The 13055-nt window shown below is 74.5% G+C and carries 10 protein-coding genes; 3 read left to right on the forward strand and 7 right to left on the reverse strand.

The features are described 5' to 3' along the window. Nucleotides 1-5: 5 nt before the first annotated feature. From OO54_RS24665 to OO54_RS24675, 3 genes are all read right to left on the reverse strand, one after another. Entirely contained in the window at nt 6-1469 is a 1464-nt protein-coding gene (locus OO54_RS24665; RefSeq protein WP_234439546.1) for a wax ester/triacylglycerol synthase family O-acyltransferase, read from the reverse strand. 97 nt (nt 1470-1566) lie between these two features. Next, nucleotides 1567-3543, reverse strand: coding sequence for a SpoIIE family protein phosphatase (locus OO54_RS24670; RefSeq protein WP_234439550.1), 1977 nt, complete (start codon nt 3541-3543; stop codon nt 1567-1569). A 157-nt stretch (nt 3544-3700) separates the two neighbouring features. After that, nucleotides 3701-5002, reverse strand: a complete 1302-nt coding sequence (locus OO54_RS24675) for a DUF6777 domain-containing protein (RefSeq protein ID WP_234439547.1) — start codon at nt 5000-5002, stop codon at nt 3701-3703. Between the two features lie 263 nt (nt 5003-5265). Between OO54_RS24675 and OO54_RS24680 the strand changes: the two genes are divergently transcribed. Then, a complete protein-coding gene (locus OO54_RS24680; protein WP_033206645.1) occupies nt 5266-5817 on the forward strand; it encodes a DUF1990 domain-containing protein in 552 nt (183 codons plus the stop codon). Between the two features lie 22 nt (nt 5818-5839). Continuing rightward, on the forward strand, nt 5840-7267 hold the full coding sequence (locus OO54_RS24685) for a lipase maturation factor family protein (protein ID WP_033206646.1): 1428 nt from the start codon (nt 5840-5842) through the stop codon (nt 7265-7267). An 85-nt stretch (nt 7268-7352) separates the two neighbouring features. Here OO54_RS24685 and OO54_RS46460 read toward each other — a convergent pair whose 3' ends face one another. The 3 genes from OO54_RS46460 to OO54_RS24695 all read right to left on the reverse strand — a co-directional run bounded on the left by OO54_RS46460 (nt 7353) and on the right by OO54_RS24695 (nt 10065). After that, nucleotides 7353-7523: a hypothetical protein gene (locus OO54_RS46460; RefSeq protein ID WP_017240713.1), complete on the reverse strand. Its 171-nt coding sequence runs from the start codon at nt 7521-7523 to the stop codon at nt 7353-7355. A gap of 281 nt (nt 7524-7804) precedes the next feature. Then, on the reverse strand, nt 7805-9289 hold the full coding sequence (locus tag OO54_RS24690; RefSeq protein WP_033206647.1) for an SDR family NAD(P)-dependent oxidoreductase: 1485 nt from the start codon (nt 9287-9289) through the stop codon (nt 7805-7807). A 62-nt stretch (nt 9290-9351) separates the two neighbouring features. Beyond that, entirely contained in the window at nt 9352-10065 is a 714-nt protein-coding gene (locus OO54_RS24695; RefSeq protein ID WP_033206649.1) for a (2Fe-2S)-binding protein, read from the reverse strand. A gap of 291 nt (nt 10066-10356) precedes the next feature. Between OO54_RS24695 and OO54_RS45135 the strand changes: the two genes are divergently transcribed. Then, nucleotides 10357-11469 (forward strand): DMT family transporter, encoded by a 1113-nt coding sequence (locus OO54_RS45135; RefSeq protein ID WP_033206652.1) that lies wholly within the window; start codon nt 10357-10359, stop codon nt 11467-11469. Here OO54_RS45135 and OO54_RS42505 read toward each other — a convergent pair. Continuing rightward, a complete protein-coding gene (locus tag OO54_RS42505) occupies nt 11350-12819 on the reverse strand; it encodes a transglycosylase family protein (RefSeq protein WP_051787154.1) in 1470 nt (489 codons plus the stop codon). The two genes, OO54_RS45135 and OO54_RS42505, sit on opposite strands and share 120 nt — an antisense overlap. Nucleotides 12820-13055 lie beyond the last annotated feature (236 nt).

Genomic DNA, 13055 nt, shown 5'->3' on the forward strand with positions numbered 1-13055 from the left:
GCCGCTCAGTCGGCCGGGCCGGGCCGCGGCCCCGGCTCCGCGGCTGTCCGAGGGGGGTCGAGCAGGTCGAGTTCGGCGGCGAGCGCGGCGGCGAGGGCGTCGAGGTCGGGGACGGCCTCGCCGTCGGCGACGAGGCCGATGTGGACCCGGCCGCCGTACGGGGACATGGCGACGGCGAGGGACTGGCCGCGGGCGAGCGGGGCCATGGGGAAGAGGGCGCGCAGCGGGGCGCCGCCGAGGGAGAGCGCGGCGCGGGGCAGCGGTACCTGGGTGATCAGCACGTCGAACAGGAGCCGGGCCGCGCCGGAGGCGAGCGGCCCGCCGATGCGGTGGGCGAGCGGGGGCAGCCGGTCGGCGAGGAGGGCGACGGCGCCCGCGCCCTTGAGGGGGCCCGCCGCCTTGTTGCGGTCCATGGCGTGCCGGACGGCGGCGAGTCGGGCGGCCGGTTCGGGTTCGGTGACCGGCAGGTCGAGCAGGTAGCCGGAGAGGCTGTTGCCGGGGCCGGGCGCGGCGCCGGGACGGCGGCGGGAGACGGGGACGAGGGCCCGCGGGTCGACCCCGGGGAGGGGCAGGCCGCGGCCGTCGAACCAGCGGCGGAGCGCTCCGGCGGTGACGGCGAGGAGGACGTCGTTCGCGGTGCCGCCGGTGGCGCGGCGGATCCGCTGGACGCGTTCGAGGTCCAGGGTGACGGTGGCGATCCTGCGGGTGCCGCTGGAGTGGGCGGCGAGCGCCTCGGCGGGGCGGGCGGCGCGGACGACGGAGGCGCCGACGACCGAGGCGCCGACCTCGACGGCGCGGCCGAGGTCGCCGAGGCGTTCCCGGGCGATGTCGAGGAGCCGGCCGGGCGCGGGGAGCCAGGAGCGCGGGGGCACGGGCCGGGGGCGGCCGGCGGGACGGCGGCCGGCGGCGGCGATCTCGTCGAAGATGCCGGCGCCGATGGCGACGGCCCGCATGCCGTCGGCGAGGGCGTGGTGGAGCTTGACGAGGACGGCGAACGAGCCGTCGGGGGCGCCGGTGAGGAGGTACATCTCCCACGGGGGCCGGCCGCGTTCGACGGGTTGCTCCATCAGTTCGGCGGCGATCCGGGCGCTCTCGGCGGGGAAGTCGGCGCCGGGCAGGACGATCTCGCGGACGTGGCGGCGTACGTCGAAGCCGGGGTCGGCGCTCCAGGCGGCGCCGCCGACCGGGAGGAGGACGTCGCGGACGCGCATCCGGAGCCGGGGGACGGCGGCGGCGCGGCGGGCGAGCAGGTCCAGGACGTCCGGCGGTTCGTGGCCCGCGAGGGCGGGCGCGGGGCCGAAGTGGGCGAGGGCGCCGAGGTGCAGGGGGTGGTCGGTGGACTCCAGGTGCCAGAAGGCCAGGTCGAGCGGGGCCAGGAGTTCGGGGGCGGGGTCCTCGGGGTCGGGACCCTTGGGGTCGGGGCGTGCGGGGGCCGGTCGCTCGGGGGCCAGTAGCTCGCTGCTGCTCATGGGGCCTCACGTCCTGCGCGGAGGGGCGGGAGATCGCAGTCAATCGCGTACCGACAGTTACGGTCAAGTACGATCGGTTCACGCTCAGTTAACAACCTCAGCGTTCCAAGGTGAACTCGGACCACACGCACTTGCCACCGCCCCGCGACTCGACGCCCCATATGTCGGAGATCTGGTCGACGAGCAGCAGCCCGCGCCCGGAGACCCCCGCCTCCCCCGCCTCCCGGCGCCGGGGCAGGGCGCTGGAACGATCCTCCACCTCGACCCGCAGCCGCCGCACGGGGCCGGCCAGGATCCGCAGGGTCACGATCGCCCCGCCGTCCGTGTGCATCAGCGCGTTGGTCATCAGCTCGTCGGCGACCAGCTCGATCTCGTCGGCGCGCTCCTCCGCGCCCCAGGCCCGCACGGCGGCCCTGACCATGTGCCGGGCCGAACTCAGGGCCTCCGGGTCGCTCTGGGCCACGTGCTGCCGGAACCGCCCGGCCGGCACGGCGAACCCTCCGTCGCGGCGCAGCAGCAGGATCGCCACGTCGTCCTCGCCGCCGCGGTCGGCGACCACGTCGCAGAGGTGGTCGGCGAGCTGCTGGAGGTCGCCGGGACCGCGCCTGACCAGGGAGGTGAGCCACTGGAAGCCCTCGTCGAGGTCGGCGCCGGGCTTCTCCACGAGGCCGTCGGTGTAGAGCATCAGGGTCTGGCCGGGGTCCAGTTCCAGGGTCGTCACCGGGTAGTCGAGGCGACCGAACTCCGCCGAGAGGCCGAGCGGCAGCCCGCCCTCGACCGGGATCCTGCGGCAGCTGCCGTCGACCTCCCGCACCAACGGGTCGACATGGCCGGCCCGGACCACCTGGACGACCCCGGTGGCGAGGTCGACCTCGGCGTAGGTGCAGGTCGCGAAGCGTTCGGTGTCCAGCTCGTGCAGGAAGACGGAGGCCCGGGCCATCACCGTGGCCGGGGGGTGCCCCTCGGCGGCGTAGGCGCGCAGCACGATCCGCAGCTGGCCCATGACGGCCGCCGCGTGGGTGTCGTGGCCCTGGACGTCGCCGATGACGGCGCCGACCCGCCCGCCCGGCAGCGGGATGATGTCGTACCAGTCGCCTCCGATGTCCCGGCCGAGCCGGGCCGAGCGGTAGCGGACGGCGGTCTGCGCGCCGGGCACCTCGGGGATGCGGCGCGGCAGCATCGCCTGCTGGAGCCCTTCGGCGAGGTCGTGCTCCTGTTCGTAGAGCATGGCCCGCTGGAGGCTCTGGGCGATGCTGCTGCCGAGGGCCACGAGCAGGGTCCGCTCGTCCTCGCTGAAGCCCGTCTTGTCGCTGTAGAGCAGCCCGAGCGCGCCGATCGGCCGGGCCTGGGCGATGAGCGGCAGATAGGCGGCGGCGGTGATGCCGAGCCCGCTGATGTGCGGCCAGAGCACCGGGAAGGAGTCGGCGAAGTCCCGGGCCGAGTCGATGAAGCGCGGCCGAAGGGTGCGGATCACCTCGCTCATCGGGTACGGCTCGTCCACCCGGGTGAACCGGGTGCCCGGCACGAAGGCGCCGTCGGGTCCCTCGGCGACGAGGTGGATGCGGCCGGCCTCCACGAGGCCCATGACCAGGCTCGCGGCGCCGAAGTGCTCCAGGGCGTGCGAGTCGTTGAGCAGGTCGATGACGTCCTGCACGGTCCGGGCGTAGGCGAGGGCCGCCGTGGTCCCCTCGACGACGCCGGCGCGCTGCCGGCGCCCTTCGTCGAGGCCGAGCCGGGCGGCGGACTCGGTGAGTTCGTGGGTGGCGTCGCGCAGGACGCCGACGATCCGTACGGGCCGTCCCGCGTCGTCGCGGTGGACGAGCCCCTGGGTGTGGGTCCACTGGTGGCTGCCGTCGCGGCGGCGGATCCTGAAGTACGCCCCGTACTGGTCGCTGCCCTCCTTGAGGGCCTGCGCCACCATCGTGTCGAGGCGGCGGCCCTCGTCCGGCAGGACCCGCGAGCCGAGGGACTCGGGGCGGTCGTCGTACTCCTCGCGGTCCATGTCGAAGACCTCGAGCGCGGCATCGTCCATGATCATCATGCCGCTGACCAGGTCCCAGTCGAAGCCGCCCATCCGGAAGGCGGAGCCGTACTCGTGCAGGATCCGGGCCCCGCCGGCCGACTCCTCCGGCGCACGGCGGAGCCGCTCGACCGCCTCCCCGCCCCCTCTGCCCGCGTTCATGGGGCCACGCTAGGCGCAGCACCGCCCCTGCGCACCATGAAGATCGGATTCACCCTTGGAAGGTCTCCGGCAGGTCCGGCATCGGCCCGGCCGGGAAGAGCTCCTCAGGGGGCAGCTCCCCGTCCGGCACGGTGGGCGGTTCGCCGGACGGCACGTCCTGCGGGTCGGGGTACGGGTCCGTCGGCGGGTCGGCGAACGGGTCGGGGTACGGCTCCGAGGGCGGGGCGGGCGGCTCGGTTCCGGTGTCCGTGCCGCCGGTCCCGGAGGGGTCGGGGGCGGAGGTGGGCGGGTCGGAAGGTACGGGGCGCGGCGGGACGGGGGCCGGGGAGGCCGGGTCCGGCGAGGGGCGGCGGTCCGGGGAGCTGGGCACGGGGGTGACCGGGCCGGGCGTGGCGGCGTCGGACAGGGCGCACTCGTCCGGGTCGCAGGCCGGTGCGACGTCGGGCTTTCGGTCCGCGTCCCCGTCGCTGCCGGTCCGCCGCTCGATCCAGGTGCTGTCGGCGGCGTTCACGATGACGAGGCTGGTGACGACGGTGGTGGTCGGCCGGACGACGATGACGCGGTCCGGGTCGAAGCCGTCCCACGGGTCACCCTGGTGGACGCCCTCCCGGACCGCGACCGGGGTGCGCAGCGGGTTGCCGCAGGCGCAGCGGACGCGCGGGGAGCCGTACTGGTCGACGAGGACCGCCGTACCGGTCTGCAGCACGGACTGGAAGGCGGTCGCCCGACCCTCGCGGTACCCGTGGTTCGTGACCCGCGCGTCGGCGCGCAGGACGACCGGCGTCAGTCCGCGCAGCCAGTCCCCCACGTTGGTCTCGGGGATGCCGGCCGCTTCGGCGAACGCGCGGGTCTTGCCCTGGTCGGCGGCGAGGAAGGCGGCCTGCTGCTCGACGTCGCAGCTGGCCTCCGCGCGCGTCCCCCCGTACAGGCCGGGGGTGGATCCGGTGATCTCGCGGGCCTGTCCGGACCCGTTCCCCGGCTCGCGGTTCGGTGCGAAGGACTGCCGGGTGATCCGTGCGGTGGACGCGGTGAACGGGTCCGGCCCCTGGGCACCCACCGGCTGGAGGACGATGTCCCGCGTGACGGCGGCCGCGGCCTCCACGGCGCCTCCCCCGGCTCCCTCCTCACCGGCGGAACAGCCCGCCAGCAGCAACACCGACGCCACCGCCGCCGCCGCGGAGCGGGCGGCGACGGGCGGGGCGGGGCGGCCCGGGGTGGAGGGTGCGGGGCCGCCGGAGGCGGACGGGGCCGTTCCGTCGAAGGCGGACGGGAACGGGCGGTCGGCCGCCGCCGACCGGGCCGCCCGGTCGGCGGCGGGGGTGCGCCGTGTCCGGCGCAAGGGGGTGCGCACTGGTTCTCCCGCTTTCTCTTCCCGGGCCCCGCGGCCCGGTTCCGGCCAGTCCTCCATGTGTGTCGCAGCCCGTGACGGGCCGCAAGCGGAGGGCCGCCGACCGGGTCCGTGGACACCCGGTCGGCGGGACGGCCCGCGCCTTCGCGCCTCCTCCACCCCGGCGCGACCGGTACGCCACCCCGCCTCCACTTGAACACGTTCAAGAAACGTCCTACTCTCAACTCGCCAGTTGAACGCGTTCAACCGCCGAGGGGGATTCCGGCATGACCCGACTCACGAGCGACCTCGCACGGCCGGCGCGCCCGCGTCAGACCCTCACCTACCGGGAGGTCGGGGCGACCGGCACTCCGGAGACGCTGCCCGACGGGTACCTGCACCTGCGTCACAGCGTGGTCGTGGGCAGCGGCCGTGCCGCGTTCGAGGCCGCCGGTGCCGCCGTCACCACATGGCGGATGCACCGCGCCTCGGGGGCGACCGTCCGCTGCGAAGCCCCGCGCGCCGAGCCCGGCGTCTGCCTGGAGGTGTCGGTGGGCGTCGGGCGGGCGCGGCTCGGCGCTCCCTGCTCGGTGATCTGGACGGCGTACGAGGAGAACCGCGCGGGCTTCGCCTACGGCACCCTGAGCGGACATCCGGAGTGCGGCGAGGAGTCGTTCGTCGTCTCGCTGGAGCCCGGCGGCGCCGTCCGGTTCACGGTCACCGCGTTCAGCCGACCCGCCACCTGGTACACCCGACTGGGCGGCCCCCTGATCCCGCGGCTCCAGCTGGCGTACGCGCGCCGCCTGGGCCGGACCCTGCGGCGCCTCGTCAGGAGGTGACCGGGGGCCGATACTGGAAGCGATGGAGTGGTTCACCGCACCCGACCACTGGCTGAGCCGGATCGTCTTCCAGCGGGGCCTCGCCGGGCTGTACTGCGTGGCGTTCCTGTCGGCCGCCCTCCAGTTCAGGGCGCTGATCGGCGAGCGCGGCATGCTCCCGGTGCCCGAGTACGTGCGCCGGACCCGCCCGCGCCACACCCCCTCGCTCTTCCACTGGCGCTACTCCGACCGGCTGTTCGCGACGGTGTCCTGGTCCGGTGCCGCGCTGGCGCTCGCGCTGGTGGCCGGCGTCGGCGACGCGGTCCCGCTGGCCGTGTCGATGCTCCTGTGGTTCGTGCTCTGGGCGCTGTACCTGTCGATCGTGAACGTGGGCCAGACCTGGTACTCCTTCGGCTGGGAGTCGCTGCTCCTGGAGACCGGGTTCCTCGCCGTGTTCCTCGGCAACGACGACACCGGCCCGCCCGTCCTCGTCCTCTTCCTGCTGCGCTGGCTGCTCTTCCGGGTCGAGTTCGGCGCCGGGCTCATCAAGATCCGCGGCGACGCCTGCTGGCGGAACCTGACCTGCCTCTACCACCATCACGAGACCCAGCCGATGCCCGGCCCGCTGAGCTGGTTCTTCCACCACCTCCCGCGCCCGCTGCACCGGGTGGAGGCCGCGGCCAACCACGTCGTCCAGTTGCTCGTGCCGTTCCTGCTGTTCACCCCGCAGCCGGTCGCCACGATCGCGGCCGGTCTGATGATCGCGACCCAGCTGTGGCTGGTGCTCTCGGGCAACTTCGCCTGGCTCAACTGGATCACCATCGTGCTCGCGCTGTCCGCCGTGGACGCCTCGCCGCTCACCGGCTCCCACCCCCAGCCGGACCCGCCGCTCTGGTACGTGGTGCTCGTCGTCCTCGTGACCGTCTTCGTCCTGGTACGGAGCTACCGCCCGGTGAGGAACCTGCTCTCCCGGCACCAGGCGATGAACCGCTCGTACGACCCGTTCCACCTGGTCAACACCTACGGCGCGTTCGGCACCGTCGGCCGGATCCGGGACGAGATCGTCGTCGAGGGCACCGACGACCCGGCTCCGCACCCGGGCACGGTCTGGCGGGAGTACGGCTTCAAGGGCAAACCCGGCGACCTCCGCCGGCTGCCCCGCCAGTTCGCCCCCTACCACCTGCGGCTCGACTGGCTGATGTGGTTCGCCGCCCTCTCCCCCGGGTACGCGCGCGAGTGGTTCGGTCCCTTCGTCGAGCGGCTGCTCGACGGCGACCGGGACACCCTTCGGCTGCTCGCCCACAACCCCTTCCCCGACGCCCCGCCCACCCATGTCCGCGCCCGGCTCTACCGGTACCGGTACACGACCTGGCGCGAGCTGCGCTCGACCGGGGCGTGGTGGCACCGGACGCTGGTGCGGGAGTACCTGCCGCCGACCCGGCTGCTGCGCCCGTCCGTGGACGACCGGTGAGGACACGCCTGTGCCCCCGGTCGCCGGAACGTGGGTTCCGGCGACCGGGGGCACAGGGAGATCAGGATGGCGTCAAGCCACCGGCTCAGTCGATGCCGGGCAGGATGTGGGGCTCCGCGAGGTCGTCCTCGTAGCCCGCGAGCCGGATCGGGGCCGAGCGGGCCCACACTTCGAGGCTTCCCAGCTCGCCCTTGCGGCGGGGCCGGTCGACGGGTTCGGCCGGTCGCGGATCCTGCTTCGTCAGTTCGGGTGTCACCGCGCACTCCTTTGTGTCGCGTACCTGTGGGACAAGTGCCGGTCGGTCGCGGTGGCGCCGTTCGTCGGGCGGGACCGCGGCCTTGGTGGCAGGCCAGTCCCCGGGCCGGCCGTGAGGAAGGTGTGGCTCCTCGGTGGCCGACCGTGAGCATCAGACTAACCAAATGAGCGGATCCGCGCTCTACCGGGCTCCAAAGTGTGACGCGATCGGGTGACACAAGTCGAATGAGCGCCCTACCGATGGGTAGAACGCTCATTTCAGTCGACGGGGGCCGGGCGGGCCTACCAGTTGGCGGGGGCGTAGTCCTTCAGGAAGCAGCCGTACAGGTCCTCGCCGGCCTCGCCGCGCACGACCGGGTCGTACACCCGGGCCGCGCCGTCGACCAGGTCGAGCGGGGCGTGGAAGCCGGCCTCGGCCAGCCGCAGCTTGTCGAAGTGCGGGCGCTCGTCGGTGATCCAGCCGGTGTCGACGGAGGTCATGAGGATGCCGTCCGTCTTGAACATCTCCTCACCGCTGGTGCGCGTCACCATGTTCATCGCGGCCTTGGCCGCGTTGGTGTTCGGATGGCCCGCGCCCTTGTAGCCGCGGCTGAAGACACCCTCCATCGCGGAGACGTTCACGACGTAGGAACGGCCGCTCGCGGCCTTCCTCGCGGCCTCGGCCATCACCGGCCGCAGCTTGCTGATCAGGATGAACGGCGCCGTGTAGTTGCACAGCTGGGTCTCCAGCAGCTCCACCGGGGAGATCTGCTCGATGCTCTGCACCCACGTGTTGGTCTCGACGACGTCCGGCACCAGGCCGCCGGCGTCGATGGCGGTGCCGTCGAGGTGCCGGGCGATGGAGGCGTTGCCCGCGACCAGGGCGAGGTCCGCCACCTGCTGCGCGTCGAGGCCGCTCACTCCGGCGGGCAGCGACGAGCCGCCCACCAGCTCGCCGACCGCGCCGGAGTTGAAGGCACCGATGACGTGGTGGGCGGGGAGCTCACCGGCCGGCAGCGGGGCGTTCTCGCCGTCGACCAGGGCGGCGTACGCCGACGGCAGCCGGCGCACGGTCTGCGTCGCGTTGTTGATGAGGATGTCGAGGGGTCCGGCCTCGGTCATCTGGTCGGCGAGGGCCACGACCTGCGCCGGGTCTCGCAGGTCGATGCCCACGACCTCGAGCCGGTGCATCCAGTCCGCGGAGTCCTCCATCGCCTTGAAGCGGCGGATGGCGTCCTTGGGGAAACGGGTGGTGACGGTGGTGTGGGCACCGTCGCGCAGCAGCCGCAGCGCGATGTACATGCCGATCTTCGCCCGGCCGCCGGTGAGCAGCGCGCGCTTGCCGGTGAGGTCGGCGCGGGCGTCCCGCTTGGCCCGGTTCTCCGCGGCGCACTTCTGGCAGAGCTGGTGGTAGAAGTAGTCGACCTCGACGAACCGCGTCTTGCAGACGTAGCAGGAGCGCGGGCGCTGGAGTATCCCGGCGATCCGGCCCTCCTCGGTGACGGAGCTGGGCAGGAGGCCCTCGGTCTCGTCGTCGATGCGCTGCGCGGAGCCGGTGGCCGTGGCCTCGGTGACCGCCTTGTCGTTGGCGGTCTTCGAGGCCCGGCGCTCCTGGCGGCGGCGCTGCTTCACGGTCCGGTAGATCCCGGCCGTGGCGCGCCGGACGCGGATGGCGTCCGGGTGGTCGACGTCCAGCTTGTCGAGCTCGTCGAGGACGCTCAGGCAGACGGCCAGGCGCTCGGGGTCGACGCCCGGCCCGTAGTCCTGGGTTTCTTCGGTCACCGTCATGGCCTTCGGGTTCCTCGTTCGCTCGTGCGTCTCGCCGCTCAGGGGCTCTCAAAGAAGCAACTTTACGGAGCGGGGGGCCGCGCCTCCAAACCCGTACGGGGAGCGTGGTCGAAGACACAGTCGCCGCACAGGCCGCCCCCGGGGCAGCGGTAGTAGAGACAGCAGCTGGACCGGCGCAGCCGGGGCCCGCGCACCGTGCCCGCGAGCTCGGGACGGGCGAGGAGCCCGGAGACGAGTGCTGCGGCCCGCTCGGCCGCGTCCGGCCGCCGGTGGACGGCCGCCCACCGGCTCAGCTCCCGCAGCGCGCCGGCGAGCGCCGAGCCCGCGTTGCCCCACAGCAGCCGGGGCGAGATCCCGCCGTCGCGCCGCAGCGCCGCGTGCAGCGGGACGAGGTGGGCCTCCAGGACCACCGCGGCGAGCTCGTCGACGGTGGCGGGGCGGGTGGCGGAGCCGGACCACCACAGGTCGTCGGGCGAGGTGAGGGCCCCGTCCCAGTGCAGCTCGCCGGGGGCCAGGTCCGGGAAGCGGCCGTACAGCGCGGCCGGTCCGATGGCGGTCGACCAGAGGCGGGCGGCGAGTCCGAGGTGGGCGATCGAGGCCGCGACGCGCCGCTCGGGGGTGCCGAGCCGGGCGGCGACCCGGTCCACGCGCGCGGTGAGGGGGCCGTCCTCCCCCGCGTACAGCCGGGCCAGCGGACGGTGCGCCCCGCCGCCCTCCGGCGGGATGGTCCGCAGGGCGAAGAACCCGCCCACCGATCCGCTCTCCACGAGATCCACGCGCCTGCGCCCCCGGTCCGTCGCCGTCCCTCCCGTCCGGGCCTGGCGGCGCGGACGGAGCCCGTGTCGCGGGCTCGGCGCCCACCGTAGCCGGGGACTTTTCGCACACGGGTTCCGGAGTCGGTCGTGCGGTCGTACCGGGGACCGGAAAAGTCGCTTTCCACCCGGTCCGACCTGCGAAGGCGTACGTCTCAAGGCGTACGCGGGCCCCGCGTACTGCGCCGGTGGTACGTGCGAAGACGTCCCCTGGTACGACGACGCGAACGGCCGGGAAGAGAGATCGTGGAAGGTATGAGTCCTCTCATGCTGTCCGTCCTCCTGGCCCTGGTCTCGGCGGTCGCCTACGCGTCCGCGGCGATCGTGCAGGAGCGGGTCGCGGCCTCCGCCACGGGTCCGCGCTACGCGCCGCTGCACAGCCCGGCCTGGTGGGGTTCCGTCCTGCTCAACGGCGTCGGCGCGGCGCTGCACGTCGCCGCCCTCGCGTACGGGCCGCTCAGCCTGGTCCAGCCGCTGGGCGCGCTCACGATCGTCTTCGCGCTGCCCCTGGCAGCCCTGTTCGTCGGCCGCGCGGCCGGGCGGCGGGCCTGGCGGGGGGCCGTCATGGCCACCGCGGGCCTCGCCGGGCTGCTGAGCCTGACCAGCGGCGCCGAGGCGCGGTCCCTGGCCGACGACGAGCGGTGGCTGCTCGCGGCCGCGACGTTCGCCGCGGTGGCCGTCCTGTTCACGGTGGCGCGCCTGATCGGCAGGTCCGTGCTGCGCAGCATCGTGCTGGCCGCCGCCGCGGGCGTCTCGTTCGGCATCGCGTCGGTCTTCACGAAGGCGGTCGCCGAGGAGTGGACGTCCCGCGCGCCGGTCGCCGAGTGGACGGCGCTGCTGGTCCTGTCGGCCCTCGCCGTGACCGGACTGCTCCTCTCCCAGGCCTCGTACCGGGGTGCCGGGCTCGCCGCCCCGCTCGCCACCGTCACCGTGGTGAATCCGGTGGTCGCCGCGGCCGTGGGCCTGACCCTGTTCGGCGAGAGCTTCCGGTACGGCACGGCCGGTGCCGTCGCCGCCCTGATCTGCGGCGCCGTGGCCGCGGGCGGACTCGTCCAGCTCATGCTGGACCGGATGACCGTGCCCCCGGACGCGCCGTCGGCGCCGGCACCGCCTTCGGCGTCCGGGGCGACCCGGGGGCCGTCCGAGACCCGGGGGCCGTCCGAGACCCGGGGGCCGTCCGAGACCCGGGGGCCGTCCGAGGCCCAGGGGCCGGCGCCGTCGGTCCGCCGGGATCCCGTGGCCCGGCGGTCAGAGGGTGACGCCCCGGGCCCTGAGGTAGGCCAGCGGGTCGATGTCGGATCCGTACCCGGGACCCGTCCGCACCTCGAAGTGGAGATGCGGCCCCGTGCTGTTGCCGGTCGATCCTGAGCGCGCGATGCGCTGACCGGCGCTCACCCGTTGGCCTTCGCGGACGCTGAGCGCGGAGAGGTGCGCGTACTGGCTGTAGCGGCCGTCGTCGTGCCGCAGGACGATCTGGTAGCCGTACGCCCCGCCCCACCCGGCGGAGACGACGCGGCCGCCCGCCACGGCCTTGACCGAGGTCCCGGTGGGCACCGGGAAGTCCACGCCGGTGTGGTAGCCGCTGGACCAGGAGCTGCCCGGCTTGCCGTAGCGGGTGCCGACGTCCGCGGAGACGGGCGCCGAGTAGCGGTCCTCGTCGGGCGCGGCGGCGGGCCTGGGCCGTGGCGTCTGCTTGGGGACCGGTTTCGGCGCCGGTTTGGCCGCGGCGGGCTTCGGGACCGGCTTCTTCCCCACCACGGGCTTCGGCGCGGGCTTCGTCACCGGTTTCGGGGCCGGTCTCGTCGAGGCCGTCGGCGCCGGTCGCGGCGCGGTGGGGCGCGTGGCGGGGGTCTTGGAGGGCTGCGTGCCGGGACGTGTCGCTCCGGTGGGCGGGGCGGTCCTGGCGGGCCGGGCAGTCCGGCCCACGGGCTTCGCCGGGGTGGCGGGCTCGGCCGACGGGGTCCCCTTCGCGGGGGGAGTCGCCGTCGTCGGCTTGGCGGCCTTGGTGGCGTCCGGCTTGCGGGGCGCGGCGATGCGGAGGGTGAGGCGCTGGCCGGGGTGGATGAGGTCGGGATCGTCGCCGACGATCCGTCGGTTGGCCTCGTAGAGGCCCTTCCAGCCGCCCTGGACGTGCTCGTCGCGGGCGATCGCCGACAGCGAGTCGCCGGGCGTCACGGTGTACATCTCGCGGACGGTCGGTACGGAGGTGGGGCCGGCGTTCCTCGCGGGCTCCTCCGGTAACGCGCGCTGCCCGGGCAGGGACGTGGTCCGGGGCGCGTTCCCCGCACGGGACGGCTTCTGCGCCGTGCCGCGCTCGGGAGCGGCGGCCGGTGTCTCCCCGCCCCGGGCGAGACCCGCGCGCGGCCCGCAGGACGGCCAGGCACCGGGCCCCTGTCCCTTGAGGACGCGTTCGGCGACGGCGATCTGCTGGTCCTTGGAGGCGAGGTCGGCGCGCGGCGCGTAGTGCGTTCCGCCGTACCGCTCCCAGGTGGACTGACTGAACTGGAGGCCGCCGAAGTAGCCGTTGCCCGTGTTGATGCGCCAGTTGGAGGAGGACTCGCAGGCCGCGACCTTCTCCCACACGTCGAGCGAGGCCGCCTGAACCGCGCCCGCCCCGATGAGCGGCAGCGCCATTCCGGCGCCTCCCGCGGTGACGGTCAGCGAGGCGCGGTTGATCCGGCTCGGCTGGTGGCGGCGGTGACGTCCGCGTACGGCCATGGGCCCCCCTTGAACACAGCAGCAGCCGTCCAAGTTAGGGGTGGCGCACGCTCCGTGACAAGGGCTTCGCGGAACCTCAAGCCCCCTGTGTCACCTCCGTGTTGACGCCGGTCCCCGGCCCGCGGGACCCGGCTGGGGCTGAGGCTCGGGCTCCGGTACGGGCCCGCCGGGCTGCGGCGGCGGCGTCGGCGCGGGATCCGGCGGCACCGGAACCGGGTTCGGCGGCGGCACCGGCG

The sequence above is a fragment of the Streptomyces wedmorensis genome (assembly GCF_000716445.1).
GTDB lineage: Bacteria > Actinomycetota > Actinomycetes > Streptomycetales > Streptomycetaceae > Streptomyces > Streptomyces wedmorensis.